The 15534-nt window shown below is 66.1% G+C and carries 19 protein-coding genes and 5 pseudogenes; 7 read left to right on the top strand and 17 right to left on the bottom strand.

Features of this window, described 5'->3' with window-relative positions; translation table 11 throughout:
* Positions 1–85: 85 nt before the first annotated feature.
* The gene (locus ACSJDS_RS05230) at positions 86–415 is read right to left on the bottom strand and encodes a YkgJ family cysteine cluster protein (RefSeq protein ID WP_473032356.1); all 330 of its coding nucleotides are present in this window, start codon (positions 413–415) and stop codon (positions 86–88) included.
* Positions 416–577: 162 nt separating this feature from the next.
* Between ACSJDS_RS05230 and ACSJDS_RS05225 the strand changes: the two genes are divergently transcribed.
* The gene (locus ACSJDS_RS05225; protein ID WP_473032355.1) at positions 578–928 is read left to right on the top strand and encodes a hypothetical protein; all 351 of its coding nucleotides are present in this window, start codon (positions 578–580) and stop codon (positions 926–928) included.
* 46 nt (positions 929–974) lie between these two features.
* A complete protein-coding gene (locus ACSJDS_RS05220; protein ID WP_473032354.1) occupies positions 975–1925 on the top strand; it encodes a patatin-like phospholipase family protein in 951 nt (316 codons plus the stop codon).
* Between the two features lie 4 nt (positions 1926–1929).
* Here ACSJDS_RS05220 and ACSJDS_RS05215 read toward each other — a convergent pair.
* Positions 1930–2504, bottom strand: a pseudogene (locus tag ACSJDS_RS05215) (transglycosylase SLT domain-containing protein).
* Positions 2505–3062: 558 nt separating this feature from the next.
* Between ACSJDS_RS05215 and ACSJDS_RS05210 the strand changes: the two are divergent.
* Entirely contained in the window at positions 3063–3374 is a 312-nt protein-coding gene (locus ACSJDS_RS05210) for a hypothetical protein (RefSeq protein ID WP_473032353.1), read from the top strand.
* Between the two features lie 79 nt (positions 3375–3453).
* Here the strand turns inward: ACSJDS_RS05210 and ACSJDS_RS05205 are convergent, their stop codons facing one another.
* On the bottom strand, positions 3454–4008 hold the full coding sequence (locus ACSJDS_RS05205) for a cytochrome b (RefSeq protein WP_473032352.1): 555 nt from the start codon (positions 4006–4008) through the stop codon (positions 3454–3456).
* A 287-nt stretch (positions 4009–4295) separates the two neighbouring features.
* On the opposite strand from ACSJDS_RS05205, the gene ACSJDS_RS05200 reads away from it, so the two are divergent.
* A complete protein-coding gene (locus ACSJDS_RS05200) occupies positions 4296–4679 on the top strand; it encodes a septal ring lytic transglycosylase RlpA family protein (protein WP_473032351.1) in 384 nt (127 codons plus the stop codon).
* Between the two features lie 3 nt (positions 4680–4682).
* Here the strand turns inward: ACSJDS_RS05200 and ACSJDS_RS05195 are convergent, their stop codons facing one another.
* The 4 genes and pseudogenes from ACSJDS_RS05195 to yghU all read right to left on the bottom strand — a co-directional run bounded on the left by ACSJDS_RS05195 (position 4683) and on the right by yghU (position 6595).
* Positions 4683–5090 carry an HIT family protein gene (locus ACSJDS_RS05195; protein WP_473032350.1) on the bottom strand — a complete coding sequence of 136 codons (408 nt, stop codon included), beginning with the start codon at positions 5088–5090 and terminating at the stop codon, positions 4683–4685.
* Positions 5091–5158: 68 nt separating this feature from the next.
* Positions 5159–5401 carry a hypothetical protein gene (locus tag ACSJDS_RS05190; RefSeq protein ID WP_473032349.1) on the bottom strand — a complete coding sequence of 81 codons (243 nt, stop codon included), beginning with the start codon at positions 5399–5401 and terminating at the stop codon, positions 5159–5161.
* Positions 5341–5547, bottom strand: a pseudogene (locus ACSJDS_RS05185) (DUF6789 family protein); the annotation flags it as partial. The pseudogene ACSJDS_RS05185 and the gene ACSJDS_RS05190, both read right to left, overlap by 61 nt.
* Before the next feature lie 164 nt (positions 5548–5711).
* Positions 5712–6595: pseudogene (gene yghU / locus ACSJDS_RS05180) on the bottom strand (glutathione-dependent disulfide-bond oxidoreductase).
* A 337-nt stretch (positions 6596–6932) separates the two neighbouring features.
* On the opposite strand from yghU, the gene ACSJDS_RS05175 reads away from it, so the two are divergent.
* Positions 6933–7139 carry a cold-shock protein gene (locus ACSJDS_RS05175; protein ID WP_473032348.1) on the top strand — a complete coding sequence of 69 codons (207 nt, stop codon included), beginning with the start codon at positions 6933–6935 and terminating at the stop codon, positions 7137–7139.
* A 105-nt stretch (positions 7140–7244) separates the two neighbouring features.
* Here ACSJDS_RS05175 and ACSJDS_RS05170 read toward each other — a convergent pair whose 3' ends face one another.
* Both ACSJDS_RS05170 and ACSJDS_RS05165 read right to left on the bottom strand, forming a co-directional pair.
* Complete coding sequence (locus ACSJDS_RS05170) at positions 7245–7721, bottom strand: phosphate-starvation-inducible PsiE family protein (RefSeq protein ID WP_473032347.1); 477 nt, start codon at positions 7719–7721, stop codon at positions 7245–7247.
* Positions 7722–7842: 121 nt separating this feature from the next.
* Positions 7843–8307 (bottom strand): YchJ family protein, encoded by a 465-nt coding sequence (locus ACSJDS_RS05165; RefSeq protein WP_473032346.1) that lies wholly within the window; start codon positions 8305–8307, stop codon positions 7843–7845.
* A gap of 583 nt (positions 8308–8890) precedes the next feature.
* Between ACSJDS_RS05165 and ACSJDS_RS05160 the strand changes: the two are divergent.
* Both ACSJDS_RS05160 and ACSJDS_RS05155 read left to right on the top strand, forming a co-directional pair.
* Positions 8891–10131: pseudogene (locus ACSJDS_RS05160) on the top strand (NAD(P)/FAD-dependent oxidoreductase).
* Between the two features lie 182 nt (positions 10132–10313).
* Complete coding sequence (locus ACSJDS_RS05155) at positions 10314–10778, top strand: glycine zipper 2TM domain-containing protein (RefSeq protein WP_473032345.1); 465 nt, start codon at positions 10314–10316, stop codon at positions 10776–10778.
* Positions 10779–10891: 113 nt separating this feature from the next.
* Here ACSJDS_RS05155 and ACSJDS_RS05150 read toward each other — a convergent pair whose 3' ends face one another.
* From ACSJDS_RS05150 to ACSJDS_RS05115, 8 genes and pseudogenes are all read right to left on the bottom strand, one after another.
* Complete coding sequence (locus ACSJDS_RS05150) at positions 10892–11116, bottom strand: glutathione binding-like protein (protein ID WP_473032344.1); 225 nt, start codon at positions 11114–11116, stop codon at positions 10892–10894.
* Between the two features lie 52 nt (positions 11117–11168).
* Positions 11169–11876, bottom strand: coding sequence for a glutathione S-transferase family protein (locus ACSJDS_RS05145; RefSeq protein ID WP_473032343.1), 708 nt, complete (start codon positions 11874–11876; stop codon positions 11169–11171).
* Between the two features lie 146 nt (positions 11877–12022).
* Positions 12023–12637 (bottom strand): LysE family translocator, encoded by a 615-nt coding sequence (locus tag ACSJDS_RS05140; protein WP_473032342.1) that lies wholly within the window; start codon positions 12635–12637, stop codon positions 12023–12025.
* A 145-nt stretch (positions 12638–12782) separates the two neighbouring features.
* Positions 12783–13574, bottom strand: a complete 792-nt coding sequence (locus ACSJDS_RS05135; protein WP_473032341.1) for an ion transporter — start codon at positions 13572–13574, stop codon at positions 12783–12785.
* A gap of 258 nt (positions 13575–13832) precedes the next feature.
* Positions 13833–14660: a CheR family methyltransferase gene (locus tag ACSJDS_RS05130; RefSeq protein WP_473032340.1), complete on the bottom strand. Its 828-nt coding sequence runs from the start codon at positions 14658–14660 to the stop codon at positions 13833–13835.
* A 79-nt stretch (positions 14661–14739) separates the two neighbouring features.
* Positions 14740–15195 (bottom strand): annotated as a pseudogene (locus ACSJDS_RS05125) (PhzF family phenazine biosynthesis protein); the annotation flags it as partial.
* Positions 15093–15311: a hypothetical protein gene (locus tag ACSJDS_RS05120; RefSeq protein ID WP_473034977.1), complete on the bottom strand. Its 219-nt coding sequence runs from the start codon at positions 15309–15311 to the stop codon at positions 15093–15095. The gene ACSJDS_RS05120 and the pseudogene ACSJDS_RS05125, both read right to left, overlap by 103 nt.
* Entirely contained in the window at positions 15275–15517 is a 243-nt protein-coding gene (locus tag ACSJDS_RS05115) for a PhzF family phenazine biosynthesis protein (protein ID WP_473032339.1), read from the bottom strand. Before ACSJDS_RS05115 ends, ACSJDS_RS05120 begins: the two co-directional genes overlap by 37 nt.
* Positions 15518–15534: the final 17 nt, after the last annotated feature.

Raw genomic sequence — 15534 nt, 5'->3', positions numbered from 1 at the left:
CAGCAAGCCACCCCATCGCGCCTGTCCAAGCCCGATCCGATGATCCCGCATCGCGATACTCCCTCCCTATCTGGCCAAGCCCTGTTCACTGACTGTCGCGGCATCCCGCCGACGTGGTGATACGGCGGGGCTCATACTCGGCGAGGCACTCCTCGGCGCCCATCTCGAACTCACGACAGATCCAGGGGCGCTGCGCGTAGATCCGGCAGCGCAGGGTGTCACGATCCAGCGCGGCGCACCAGCCATCCGCCAGCCGGGCCATCACCTGGCCGCCCCAGGCATCGGTGTCGATATAGCGCTCCGGCACGCCGGTATCGGTGATCAGCATCACTTCAAGGCGGCAGCAGCTGGCCCGGCAGCTGGCGCAGCTCACTTCGGCCGCTGGCAGGTTTACCGCCGCGATGGGTTCACGCAAGCTCCCTCCCCTCGGGCACCAATGCCCCTGATCGGCAACACGTTAAAGCCTCTGACAGTAGCGTATTGCCACAACCGTGGCGAGAGCGGGCTGCAACGCCCATCGCGAGGTATGCTTATGTAGAGAGCGTTCACGCAATGACGACCTGATGGAGGGTCCGAGATGGCCGATATCACGCCGCGACTGAAGCGCATCAAGGAACAGATCCGCGAGCTGGCAAGCCTCGCCGACAGCGACAAGGCCGAGACTGCCCGCCGACTGGCAGACGACCTGCTGGCCGAACTCGATCTCGCGGCTCAAGAAGGCACGGCGCAGCCGGTCAACGCGGCCACGCCCCATCGTACCCTGCCCCGGGCGCCGCGAGACGATGTGGCACGCTGCCCGATCTGTTCGCTACGCAGCTTCCGGTTCCAGCAAGGCACGGTGCGCGAAAGCGCCGCGGGCGACGGCCGCTATGAAGGGTTCTACCGCTGCCAGAGCTGTGCCCACGAGGCGTGGCACGACATCGGGTGACACCACAACATCGCGCCCTACCCCGCGGCTATCCCAGGAGCCCTGCATGACCCGACCTCTTGCCGCCGGCCTCGCCGGCATCCTGCTGGCCAGTCTGCTGCTGGCTGGCGCACCCGCGCCGAGTGCGGCCGACGATACCCCTCGTCCCACCATCGGCCTGGCGCTGGGCTCCGGCGGTGCCAGCGGCCTAGCACACATCGCCGTGCTGCAGGTCTTCGACGAACTCGAGATACAGCCCGACCATATCACCGGCACCAGCATCGGGGCGGTGATCGGCGGACTCTACGCGGCCGGGCTTTCCGCCGCCGAGATCCTCGACCTGTTCGACGATTTCGGCGGCTCGCCGCTGGACGCCCTCACTCAGCTGGCCGGCGACAGCGAGCTCGGCGTGACCGATCTGCTGCAGCTCGGCCTCGGTGAAGGCGGCCTGCTCGATTCCAGCGGTTTCTTGCGCTTTCTCGCCGGCCATACTGAGGTGCGGGACTTCAGCGAGCTGCGCATCCCGTTCTCAGTGGTCGCCACCGACTACTGGAGCGGTGAGAGCGTGGTGCTCGAAGAGGGCGAGCTCTTCCCGGCACTGGCGGCCAGCATGGCGGTGCCGGGGCTGTTCAAGCCCAGCCGCCGCGACAGCCAGCTGCTGATCGACGGCGGCACTTCCAATCCCCTGCCCTTCGACCTGCTCCAGGGCCGGGTCGATCGGGTCATCGCCGTGGACGTGACGGGCAGGCGCGAACCGGTCGCGGGAGAGGCCACCGGGATGACCGACCTGCTGTTCAAGACCTTCGAGATCATGCAGCAGTCCATCATTCGCCAGATGGTGCAGCACCGGCCGCCCGACCTCTACCTGCAGCCGGACGTGACCGGCGTGCGACTGCTGCACTTCAACCGCGTCGAGGAGGTGATGGCCCAGGCCCGGCCCACCGCCGACGAGCTACGCGAGCGGCTCGAGGCCTGGCGGGCAGAAGCGGATAGCCAATCTCTCGCCGGCGACGATTAGGCTCTTAGCTGTCGGGGCAGAATGGCCCAACCTGATAAAAACGCCGACAGCGGAACTCGGCCTCGCAGGCGGCCAGCTGCGACCGATAGCGGTTAGCGCGTGCCTGGACGCGGCTGGCGGCCTGCATCACCTGGGGCTTGCTGCGGTAGCTGCCCCGCCGATAGCCTCCGGCCCCTTCGTGGTAGGCCAGATAGAGCTGCTCGGGGTTGTCGAGCGAAATCCCCAGCTGCCGATGGGAGCGGGCGTTGTACCAGCCGATGAAGTCGGTGGCGTGCTTCATGTGGGTGCGGCGTGCCAGAGTAGCGCCGGCATCGTCCCGGTACTCCCCCAGACCGGGTCCAGCGCCTGAGCATAGCCGCGGGCGGAGGAGGGGCGGCTGCCGGGGATGAAGCCCAAGATGCGCTGACGGGGCGGGCGCGCATGGCTGCGAAACGAGGACTCCTGCTGAATGAAGGCCATCTGGGTGGCAATCGGCGTACCCCAGGTGTCCTGGGCGTCGCGGGCATAGTCATACCAGCGGGGCTGCTCGCGAAAGATCTCGCAGATATTGCGCTGATCCTCGGGCGGAGCGGGCGCCATCATGGCACAGCCGCTGGCCAGCAGCCCCAGCCCGGCCACCCCAAGCCAGCGCAGGGGGCGCAGCCAGCGCCCTACCCCCGGGTTGCCGCTTGCCTTGCTTGCTGTCGTCATTCGCCTTCCCCTACGGCGTCACCCCACCTGAGCGACCATGGATCGGGCCGTCACCGCTGGGCAGCGGCCGAGATCCTGCAAGCCCTTATTAAGCAAAGGGTGACATGCAAACTTTTCATGCTGCAATGCAACAAAAACACCTATGCTGGTCAAGGTAGTCCCTACAGGAGGGTCCGCACCATGCATATCTCATCTACCCCGACCGTTCAATCGATCGCGAAGTGCTGCAGTTCTGGGCCGCCCAGGCCCTATGGCAGCGCACCGCCGCCGACGCCATCGCCGCCTACCTGGGCTGACACCCGACTTCGCCTGGCACTTCGCACCTTATCTCCCTCGAATGCCTGGTAGCCGATGCCGGGCGAGCGGTATAGTGGGCGGGCAAGAGATTCTGACACGGAGTAACCACCACGATCGATCATTCTTTCCCAGCCAGCACAGGAGGTTCACATGAAGGTCTACAAGCCTGAGTGGCAGTGCACGTTTAGCGTAAACGAAGGCGTGGAAGCGTCTGCCGGCTGGAGGGAGCGTATCGCCTGGAGCATGCGAGCGCTGGCCGACAGACTGGAAGGCGGCGGAAGAACGATCAAGATTGACTGCAGCGTCACCCCGCAGGTAAGCCGGGAAGAGATCGACACCTGTTTGGGCAAGGGATTCGCGGTGACCCAAAGCCTGCTCACCCAGCTTGCCCACCAGGCCGCCTGCGAGGACGTCATGCGCGACGCCAAGGCCGAGCTGTTCGAGGAAGAGCAGCAGCCCTGACGGCATGATCCTGCTACCCAGCAGACCCACACCCCACTCGGCCCCGGCCGGTTGGGTGTTCTGCTTTTCGGCCTATCACTCAGAACAGGCTCATCCGCTTCATCACCCCGTCACGCCGAATCAGCCAGTGATAGAGGGCGCCGGTGATATGCAGGCTCACCAGCCCCAGAATCGTCCAGCCCAGCCAGCCGTGCCACATGAACAGCCGCTCCGAGAGCGCCTCGTTGACCCCGACGACACCGGGCAGGTGCCAGTGAAGGAACTGCACCGGGAAATCGCCGCTGGCGGTGGCCGCCCAGCCCAGCATGGGCTGGGCCAGCAGCGCCACATAGAGCGAGTAGTGCACGGCGGTGCTGAGAACGCGCTGAAAGGGGTGCAGCGGCGGGTCGTGATCGGGCACCACAAACAGCAACCGAGAGATCAGGCGCACGGTCATCAGCGCCAGAATCGCCACACCCAGGGACTTGTGAGAGGTGTAGAGGAAGTCGGTCCCGGCGCGGCCAAAACGCTCCATGGCGCCTTCGAAACCGAGAAAGCCAAGGGTCAGGCCGCTGGCCAGGGACAGCAGCATCACCACGGCCACCAGCCAGTGCAGCACGCGATGAGGATAGGCGTAGCGATCCGTCTCCGACATATCGTTCTCCAAGGAAGCGAGACTGGGCATGGCTTTAGCCTAGTCAATGCGGAGCACGACGCCGGGCTGCGCCGCCAATTCTGCTTCAACGCCCGGCGTAGCGCCAGGCGGTGAACACCCACCGAATAAGGGCAAATTCGCGACATTGTCGCCATTTGGCGCCCATCTCCCGCCATCTCCAACAGGGCTTGCCGCCCTCACTGAAGCCGGTTACCATGGCCACGCCCTCGAGGTATATTGCATCGCAGCATGCGATAGCTGCATCATGAGATCCGTGAGGTAACCCTATGGGAACCCGATCGCGCCTGTTCCTGACCTGCTGCCTGACGGCGGCATTGACCCTCGGCACCCACGCCGCCCTGGCCCACCAGATCGAGGCGGAGCCCCAGGAAGGCATTGCTTCCTTCTACAGCGACCGTTTTCAGGGCGCCACCACCGCCAGCGGCGAGCGCTTCGATCAGAATCAACTGACCGCCGCGCACCCCGACCTGCCCTTCGGTACCGAGGTGGTGGTAACGCGCGTGGACAACGGCCGCGAGGTGACGGTCGTCATCAATGATCGCGGCCCCTTCGTTCGCGGGCGAATCATCGACCTCTCCAAGCGTGCCGCTCGTGAGCTCGGCATGATCAGCCGCGGCATCGCGCCGGTGGTGGTCACCGCCGTGCAGTGATCCTCAGCCGCGCGCGGTTGCGGGCAGGGCCTCGCGGATCCGCTCGGCCGCCTCGGCCAGCGCCTCGGGCTCGGCCTGTGCAAGCCCCTCCACCCGGATATCCTGCATCGCATCAATCGGCACCAGGTGGATGTGCACGTGCGGCACCTCCAGGCCGACCACCAGCATGCCCACCCGCTCACAGGGGTAGGCGCGCTTGAGCGCCTTGGCCAGGGTCTGGGAAACCCCCATCAGGTGAGCAACGAGATCGGCCGGCAGATCGTCCCAGTGGTCGACCTCCTGACGGGGGATCACCAGCAGGTGGCCCGGCTTCATGGGGTTCAGGGTCATGATCGCCACGCACTGGTCGTCTTCCCAGACGAAGTGTCCCGGAATCTCGCCCTGAATGATGCGGGTAAAGATGCTTGCCATATTGGTGACCTCCAGACAGAAAAGCATAATATGCCACAGCCGGCGCTGGCAGGGTCACCGTGGCGGCATCAGGGCTCGATGCCACGCAGCCAGCCGTAGACTGCGCCCAGCACGGCGCCGAACACGATATGGCCCACCAGCGTGGAAAGCGGTGCCGCCAGCCCGAAGCCCAGGCCGAAGAAGCCCGAGCCAGCCAGGGGAACACCGTGAGCATCACCACCACCCAGGCCACCAACCCGAAAACCAGGCCGCGCCGCACCCGGGTACCACCGGGTAGCATGGGCGCCAGCAGCCCGAACAGGGTGCCCCATATCAGCCCCCCGACCACGAAGTGGATAAGCCACCCCACCATGATGCTATCGGGGGTGCCCAGCGCACTCTGGGCCGTCAGGTTCATGATCTCGATGGGGTTGTACCAGGGCATCAGCCCCGCCGACAGACGCAGGATCAGGAACATTGAGATGACCAGGGTGGCCACCAGTCCCGCCACGATACCTCTCCAAAGACGCGCGAGCATGTCACACCTCCCAAGGTCGCTGTCGTCAGACTCAGTATAGTGCAGGGGGAATTTCCTCCTACCGACAGCACCCGGCGCGCCTCTGCGTCAGTCGCAGAGGGCGCTCAGTCGCCTGAGGTCACCGGCTCGAGTTTGTCCTGGGTCCGGGTCGCAAAGTCGCTGGCGGCATGGCGCTCATGGAGCTGCATTCCCAGGTCGCCGAAGGTGCGATTGACCATCCGCCCGCGCTGTACCGCGGGGCGGGCATCGATCTCCTGCGCCCAGCGCTGCACGTGCTCATACTCCTGCACCTGCAGGAATTCGGCGGCGTCATAGAGCCGACCCAACGCCAGCTGGCCATACCAGGACCAGTTGGCGATATCGGCCAGGCTATACGCCTCCCCGGCCAGGAAGCGATGCTCGGCCAGGCGGCGATTCAGCACGTCTAGCTGGCGCTTGGCCTCCATGGCGTAGCGGTCAATGGCGTATTCGATCTTCTCCGGGGCATAGGCGTAGAAGTGACCGAAACCGCCGCCCAGGAAGGGGGCGCTACCCATCTGCCAGAACAGCCAGTTCAAGGCCTCCGTGCGGCGAGCATGATCGCCGGGCAAGAACTCACCGAACCGCTCCGCCAGGTAGAGCAGGATGGAGCCGGACTCGAACACTCGGGTAGGCGGCGTCGTAGTGTGGTCCATCAGAGCCGGAATCTTGGCGTTGGGATTCACTTCGACGAAGCCGCTGCCGAACTGCTCGCCCTCGGTGATTCGGATCGGCCAGGCGTCATACTCCGCCCCCTCATGGCCCAGCGCCAGCAGCTCCTCCAGCATCACCGTCACCTTGACCCCGTTGGGGGTGGCGAGAGAATAGAGCTGCAGGGGTGCTGACCCACCGGCAGCGCCTTCTCGTGGGTCGGCCCGGCAATGGGCCGGTTGATGCTGGCGAACTTGCCGCCACTGGCTTTCTCCCAGGTCCAGACCCTGGGGGGCGTGTAATCGTGTCCTTGGCTCATGAAGCCTCCTGTTCAGGCAACGTGACAGGCATCCTGGCATTGGCGCCGCTGCGGGGGCCGCCAGGCCCAACAATCTCCCTCCGACAAACGATAGCCTGTTAAGGTTTCATTGGCTAAGCCATCGCCTCCTGAGCATCGACAAATGAATACCGAAATCCTTTGACCCACATCGCCAAGCATGACACCGTGGCACCAGTTGGTTGGCAAGTATGCATAGTTTCAGCAGCATTCGAATTCTTTCGTTCGATAGCCTGTCATTGTATTCCTTGTTGTACCCGCTGCTCATCTGGGTAATACCAGGATATATTGCAATGCGCTAAGCGCGAGAGGATTTCTTATGACGACTGGCACAGTCAAGTGGTTCAACGATTCAAAGGGTTTTGGCTTTATTTCGCCCGCTGACGGCGGCGACGATGTTTTTGCCCATTTCTCCGAAATTCAGGCGGAAGGCTTCAAGTCTCTGCAGGAAGGCCAAAGCGTCTCCTTCGACGTGACTCAAGGCAAGAAAGGCCTTCAGGCTTCGAACATCAAGGCACTCGCCTGACCTAAGGGTCATGCGAGTTCTCGAACCCTAGGGGTTCGACATCAGGGCCCGCCTCGGCGGGCCCTGATGCGTTTCAGCTTCCCCACCCTGTTCGAACAGCCGTCGCTACTCCTGCTTGCCGACCAGCCAGTGGGTCACCCCCAGCGCCAGCACCACCGCCGCAATCGCCAACATCTCCTCGGCCGAAATGGTTTCGATATCCAGGATGATCACCTTCCGCGCGATGGCCATCAGCGCCGTGGCGATCACCAGCCGGATAGGCAGGACGTTGGTTCCCAGGTAGAGCCGAATGTTGATGAAGATCTCCACGGCGATCAGCACCACCATGAAGGCGCCGAAAATCACGAAGATGTCACCGACTTCGAACAGCAGCACCGGCGGCGCAAGGAACTTGGTGTAGAGCACGTAGATGACATCCAGCACGCCCCAGATGATCACCAGCACCATCAGCACCGCCAGCAGCTTGATGGCGTAGCGGATGACGACGTGCAGCCGCCGGATCAGCGGATCCTCGTGCTCCTTGGGCAGCTCGTCATGCATCAGCTGCGGTCCACGGTGCGGCGGTTTCTGGTCAGGCTCCATGGCGAATCTCCCTCATAGGCCCGGCGACACAGGGTTCGCGGCGTGCGAGTGCCGGACAGCAAGAAGCATATGGTGCGCCTGGCAGCGGCGCCAGACGTTAATGCCCGCGCCGGCCGGTCCTTCAGGCGAGGCCGCAGCAGACCTTGAACTTGCGCCCGCTGCCGCAGGGACAGGGCGCGTTGCGGCCGGGCTTGAGCCGCTGCACGGCAGGATTGCCATCGACATAGCGCCAACGCCCCGCCTCGCGCAGGAAGCGCGACGCCTCCTCCAGCGCCGACCAGCGCCCGCCCTCGTGGAACGTGGCGCGGAAATGCACCCAGCCCTGCTCCCCCTGCTCGCCGCTATCCAACACCTCGAGCCGTTTCCAGGTGGTCGCAGCATCGAGCGGCAGGCTCGAGGGGCGGGTGCTGGGGTGCCAGGTGTCCAGCAGGTAGTCGGCCAGGCCAAGCACGAAGGCGCTGTAGCGCGAGCGCATCAGCGCCTCGGGGGTCGGCGCCGGCTCGCCGGCGTGGTAGCGCCCGCAGCAGCCGGTCAGGGCCTGGCCGCTGCCGCAGGGGCAGGCTGTGGTGCGATCGGGCTGTGTCATGCAAGTCGAACCTCCTGTGGTGGGGAGCCACCCGGATCGGGCCCCCGTTGCCAGATTCGCCGGCCGGCACAGTGCCCGGGAGATCGTCCCGCAAAGGGTGATGATAGGGTGTCATGCCGCCCGGATAGAATCATCGCTCCGGCGTATCGTCCCGGTCGTTCTTGCCGGAGGCCTCGGGCACCTCCCAGGTGACCAGAAATCGCTGATCGAAAAAAGGTCGGCGCGAAGATGCCGCCTCGCACGGCAACCTCTATGGTCGTCATTGTGATCAGGCGCTTGGTGATGGCTACCCGCCCTTGACGATAGTCGAGGCGCCCGGGCCCCACCACCAAGCCGCGCCCGAGGCTACCCCAGCACCATGCCCCCTCCCCTGTGCCGAGCGGCAGACCTGGCGGTGCGGCACGGAAAGCGATCTAAAATAAATGCCACAAGCAGATAAAAACACTGAAAACAAAAATTAAAATAGTGATTTCATCTTAATTATCAGGACATATCCGATTTTCTGGGAAGCACTGCTAGACTCCCTGCATGACAAGCTCCGCCCGCGGCGGAGCTTTCCATTTCCATCGGCAGGGAGACTCTCATGGCCCGCAATATCCTCGTTCTTGGTGCCGGCATGGTCGGCGTATCAGTGGCCTGGCATCTGGCGCGTCGCGGCCATGACGTCACCCTGGTGGACCGCCGCGAGCCGGGGCTCGAGACCTCCTTCGGCAATGCCGGCATCATCCAGCGCGAGGCGGTGCGCCCCTACGCCTTCCCCGGGATATCGGTACCCTGCTGCGGGTGGTGCCCAACCGCCAGGTGGACATTCGCTACCGCCCTACCGGCATGATGAGTGCGGCGGGCCCGCTGCTGAACTACTGGCTGAACTCGAGTGGCAAGCGCTACGAGCGCATCGTGACCGAGTGGGCGTCGCTGATCATGCGCTGCCAGGATGCCCACGCGCCGATGATCGAGGCCGCCGGCGCCGAGGCGCTGGTGCGCCAGGGCGGTTGGCTGGAGCTCTACCGCACCCGCAAGGCGTTCGAGGAGTGCCAGGACAAGGCCAGAGAGAACCACGAGCGCTTCGGGGTCGAGTATGAGGTGCTCGACGCCGAGGCGCTCTACGCCATGGAGCCGCATCTGGGCAAGGGGCTGATCGGGGCGATCCACTGGACGCAGCCCTGGATGGTCTCGGACCCGGGCGGCCTGGTGCAGGCCTACGCCCGCAGCTTCGAGGCGCAGGGCGGGCGGGTAGTGCAGGCCAGCGTCGAGGATGTGCTCCAGGTAGAAAGCGGCTGGCGGGTCGAGACCAGCGAGGGGCCACTGGAGGCCGAGGAGGTGGTGGTGGCCCTGGGCCCCTGGGCCGGCGACATGCTGGAAAGGCTGGGCATGAAGGTGCCGCTGTTCGTCAAGCGCGGCTACCACATGCACTACTCCTCCGAGGAGGGGGCCAAGCTCAACCACTGGGTGATGGACGCCGAGAAGGGGTTCCTGCTCGAGCCGATGCGGGCGGGGATTCGCCTGACCACGGGCGCCGAGCTGGCCGACCTGGACTCGCCGCCCCAGTACAAGCAGCTGGCCGCCGCCGAGAAGGTGGCACGCAAGCTGTTCCCGCTGGGCAAGCGCCGCGACAGCCAGCCCTGGAAGGGGGCGCGCCCCTGCATGCCGGACATGAAGCCGGTGATCGGCCCCGCCCCCGACAAGGCCGGGCTGTGGCTCGCCTTCGGCCACGGCCATCAGGGCTTTACCCTGGGCCCGGCCACCGGCGAGCTGCTCGCCCAGATGATGGATGGCGAAGAACCTGCGGTGGACATGGCCCCGTTCCGCCTCGACCGCTTCTGAGTGCGAGGTCCATGACCCAAGCGGGCGCCCTGGCGGCGCCCGCACGAGATGCGGCTCGGTACGATTGCTGGGCGGCTCATATTTCCTTACGGAGCGATCACAGACTCTTTTCCTTCTCCCCCTAAGCGAACTACAGTGGAGGCAAGGGCCGCATGATGTAGCCGCTTCTGGAGCACACTCCCATGATCCACAAGATCTTCATCTCGCTCATGCTGGCAGCGAGCCTCGCCCTTGCCGGCTGCGCCAATCATTATCGAGGCCCTTCCGAGCAGGCCGGCATGGTCATTGGTGGTGTACTGGGCGGCGTGCTGGGCAGCCAGGTCGGCGCAGGACGCGGCCAGACCGCCGCCATCATCGCCGGCACTCTGGCAGGTGCAACCATAGGAGGCGCCGTGGGCCGGTCCATGGATGACACGGATCGGCTCAAGACGGCCCAGACCCTAGAGACGGTGCGCACCGGCGTGCCCGCGGTATGGTTGAATCCGGATACTGGCGTCCAGTACCGGGTGACACCCACCCGCACATTCGAGGCTGCCACCGGCCCCTGCCGGGGATACACCATCGACGCCTCCATCGACGGGCGCATGCAGCAGGTCCATGGCACGGCCTGTCGCCAACCCGACGGTAGCTGGCATGTGCAGAGCTGAGCCGACATCAGCTCTCTGGCGGGGCATTGAGCCGTCTCTGACGTAGTCGTCGGGGTCGTCCAGCACCACGCCGCCCCGGGGATAAGGCAATGAGGGCCTGTTCTGTTCCCTTTTCAGGCCAGGGCCTGCTGCACCAAGGCCTCGCAGCGCTGGTGGGCCGGCCGCTCCCTCAGCCCGGCCCAGTAGGCCTCGAACTCGGGGCGGCGGGGAATCGTGCCGAACTGCATCCCCCAGCCGAGATGCGAGCCGATGTAGATATCCGCCGCACTGAAGGTCTCACCGGCGATGTAGCGCCGCTCGGCCAGGGCGCCAGCCAGGGTATCGAGTACTGTCCTCATGCCTACCCTCGTGCTGCTCCTGCCGTCTACAGGGGGCCGGCCTGGCAGTGAGTTAACGAGGGCCTGTTCCTGCTTGCGAGGCCTTTCCCACCGCCATGGCCGACTCGGGCGAGACGCCCTGGGCCAGGGCCGCCTCCCGCTCCACGGCCAGGGCGCGCCGGAAGGCCTCCCGCTGCTGCAGGCGCTCCCAGTAGGCGGACACGGCGGGCTTGAAGCGCTCTCCCAGGCCAATATGGCTGGCCAGCAGCAGCGCATAGCCCACCGAGACATCGGCGGCGGTAAAGCGCCCGGCGCACAGGAAGGGCTCCCGGGTCAGGCGCGGTTCCAGGGTCCTCAGCCGGGAGAGGCACCAGCGGGCGTAGTCCTCCACCACCTGGGGCTGGCGCCGCTCCGGCGGCTCGAAGTGGCCGTAGCGCAGCACCAGGGTCTGAGGGAAGGTGAGGGTCGCCTCGCCGAAGTGCAGGAAGTTGAGGTAGTCGCCATAGGCGGGATCGTCCGGCGCCACCGCCAGGCCCGCTTCGGGGCGGCGGGAGGCGAGGTACTGGCAGATGGCCGCGGATTCGGTCATCGCCACCTCGCCGTCGAACAGCGCCGGCACCGTGCCCAGCGGATTGATCTCGAGGAAGGCCTCGTCACGCACCCGGGGCGGGAAGGGGTGCATCACCAGCTCATAGGGCAGCCCCAGCTCCTCGAGCAGCCAGAGGGGGCGAAGGAGCGGGCGCTGACGCAGTGGTGGAGTCGCATCATGGCAGGGTTCCATCGGCGGCGTTCAGGGCATGGTGCCCCGTCTTCGGCGGACGCGAAAGCCCCCGCTCCTCTGCCCCCAACGCTTCGCCGGAGCGGCATCCCGGCGAAGCAAGGTATCCGGGTCGCAGAGCAAGCGGCACATGGCAGCGCCCCTTCCCTTCAGGGTCGGCGCATGGCGGCGACCAGGGCGCTCGCCCCGATCAGGCTGCCGGCACCGGCGCGGTGAAGGATGCGGCGAAACCGGGCACTCAGCATCCGGCCGCCGGTGGTGGCCAGGAAGGTGAAGGCAAGATCGCTGAGCACGCCGATGGCCAGGAAAGTCGAGAACAGGATGGCCAACTGCGGCAACAAGGGCTGGCTCGGTGTCACGAACTGGGGCATGAAGGCCATGAAGAAGGCCAGGCTCTTGGGATTCAACGCGGTCACCAGAAAGGCCTTGGCCGTGCCGATCCGGATGTCCGTGCCCGTCGGCTGCAGGTCGCCAAGCCGCCCCGCCTCACGCCACATCTTGATGCCCAGATAGAGCAGATAGGCCGCCCCGAGCCACTTGAACAGCTGGAACAGCTCGGCGGAGGCCATCAGCAGCGCGCCCACCCCGGCGAACGACAGGGTCATGGCCAGCAGGTCGCCCAGGAAGAAGCCCGGCAGCATGGCCAGGGCGGCGCGTCGCCCGCGGTTGATCCCGGTGGTCACCAGCAGCGCCACCGCGGGGCCGGGAGAGACGATGATCAACAGGGAGGCCAGGCAGAAAGAGAGCCAGAGTTCCAACGGCATAGCGCGCTCCTCGCACGAGCGTCAGCGGGTCATATCGGCATTGTTCGGCATATGCTTAATCAAGCATCACTGCCGCCACCTCGAAAAGCAACAGGGCGCGCCGCGACGATGGCCTCGTCATCCACCGCGACGACGATGTCACCGGTCATGAGGACGTCGGGTCCTTCCCTTCTCGCACTTCTGATGTCTGGTGCTTGTTGTTCTGGAAGGCGTCGCTGAAGGCGGCGGCCAGGATGCCGGTGGGCATGGCGATGATGCCGATGCCCGCGACGGCGGTGAGGCCGGCGAAGAACTTGCCCAGGGCGGTGATCGGGGTCACGTCCCCATACCCCACAGTGGTCAGGGTGGCGATGCTCCACCAGAGCGCCCGGGGCACGCTGCCGAAGGCCTCCGGCTGGTCGGCCGCCTCCACCACATAGAGGCAGGCGGAGGAGAACAGCAGCAGCAGGCCCGCCACCCCCACGCTGAGCAGCAGCTCATGAACGCGCCGGCCCAGCGCCTCGCCCAGCGCCGCCCAGGCGCGGCTGAACCGTCCCAGGCGGGCAAGCCTCAGGATGCGGAGAATACGCAGCAGCCGCAGCAGGAAGGCGTTGTTATGGGAGAGGAAGCCCAGGAAGAACGGCAGGATGGCGATCAGGTCGATCAGCGCCCAGACGGAGAAGACGTAGCGGAGACGGCCCCCGAGGCCGCGGTAGCGCGGGTCCTCCCCCACCGCATAGAGACGCAGCAGGTATTCGAGGACGAAGAGGGAGACGAAGACCGCCTCGAGAGTGGTGAAGAGCCCCGGCGCCAGGCGACGCAGGGTCGGCTCGGTCTCGAGCACGGCGGCCACGGAAGCCAGCAGGATCAGCGCGCAGATGAGCTTGTTGAGCGGCGACAGGCCGGCACGCGGCCACGCCTCCGGCGCCAGCTGCCGATGGAGGGAGGCCCTATTCATGGCTCACCCCGGTCATGATTTACCCCGGCTTCGCCCTTCCCCGCTGACGCACCGCCCCGATCGGCGTGATGCCACTCCATGTGCTCCCCTTTTCCATTCCTGTCCCCGCGCCTCGGCATTCGCAGAGGCGAACCACGCCAGTTGGCGGGTGATCCTCTCCCCACCATGGCCGAAGCGTAACGCATCGCCGGCATTGATGTCGGGGCAGTTTTCAGGTCGATGGCGATCAGCAGGGCATACACCACCCCGACGCCGGCCTCACGCCTCACCTTCCCGTCGCCGGTAGACCCGGACCTGCCCATGGGCGGGCTCGAACCCTGCCACCTCCTCCGGCAGCGCCTCCCGGTTTCCCAGCACGACCAGGCCTCCGGGGTGCAGGGCACGATAGAGGCGGCGGGCGATGTCGCACTGCCGCTCCCGGTCGAAGTAGGTGAACGCCAGGTAGCGGCAGGCGATGAGGTGGAAGCGCCGAGCGGGAAACTCCCCGCGGATGTCGCGACGCTCCAGCTCGACGACCCGGCGGTACACGCCCCTGAGGCAGTAGTGGGCGTCGCGGCGCTCGAAGGCGGCGTCTTTCAGCGGCGGGGGCAGGTCCTTGAGGGCACTGGCCGGGTAGCAGGCCCGTTCGGCACGGGCGAGCTGGTGCGCGGCGATATCCGAAGCCAGGATCGTCAGGCCTAACTCGGGGAAGCGCGACTGGAGGCGCTCACGCCAGAGGATGGAGAAGGTGTAGGGCTCCTCCCCGGCGCCGCAGCCCAGGCTCCACAGCGCCAGGGCGGCGGAGCCCTCTGCCTGGGCCCGTTGGGCCAGCTCGGGGAGAAAGCGCTGCTCGAGCAGCTCGAATACCCGCCTGTCGCGCCAGAAGCGCGAGATGGTGATGGGCAGGCAGCCGTCGAGCACCCGCCACTCCTGCCGGTGCGCCTCCAGGTAGCGTCGGTACAGGCCGACGTCCTCGATGCCGAGCTCGTCCATGCGCTGCTGCACCCTTCGGCACACTTGCCGACGGACCTTGCGAAACCCCTGCCAGCGCATGCCGAGGCGAGGCAGGGCCCACTGCAGCAGGTCGACACAGTCCTGATCGTTCATGCTGTAAGGCTGCCGGATTTGATCGGACGTAGCGAGGGTCAATGGCGGTTCGAGGTGTTGCCGTTAGGCGGCGCTTGCCTCAGAACCGAATCGTTCCGCGCAGATAGGGGGCCACCTGCCCGGTGAGGATGACCCGGTCGCCCCGGCATTCACAGGTCAGTTGCCCCTGGCGGGCGCCCCCTTGCCGGGCCGTCATCCTCGTCTTGCCCAGCCGCCCGGCCCAGTACGGCGCCAGGGTGGTATGGGCCGAGCCGGTCACCGGGTCCTCCTCGACGCCGACCTTGGGCCCGAACCAGCGCGAGACGAAGTCGAATTCCCGCCCCGGCGCCGTGACCACCACGCCGCGCCCCGGCAGCGCCGCCAGCTTGGCCATGTCCGGCGCCAGCGCCACGACGAGGGCCTCATCCTCTACTGCGACGATGATGTCGTCGGTCATGACGACGTCGCCCTGGGCCACGCCCAGGGCGGCCAGCACCGGCTCGGGGTCGGCCATCGGCTCGGGCCGCTTGGCGGGAAAATCCATCGCCAGGCCCTCCTCGGTGCGGCTGACTCGCAGCTCGCCGCTGCGGGTGGCGAAGCGCAGCGTCTCCCCGCCTCGCCCAGTTCGTGGAAGATCACCCAGGCGCTCGCCAGGGTGGCGTGCCCGCACAGATCGACCTCGACCGCGGGCGTGAACCAGCGCAGGCGATAGCCTTCCCCTCTCGCACGAAGAAGGCGGTTTCGGACAGGTTGTTCTCCGCCGCAATGGCCTGCAGGGTGGCATCGTCCAGCCACTCGCTGAGCGGACACACCGCCGCGGAATTGCCCTCGAAGGGACGGTGAGCGAAGGCGTCCATCTGGTAGAGATCGAGTTCCATGGGATCCTTTATGGGGT

It is taken from the genome of Halomonas sp. SL18_1, from assembly GCF_055755715.1.
The sequence above is the reverse complement of the archived record's forward strand: the minus strand, read 5'-3'. Positions and strand labels throughout refer to the sequence as shown.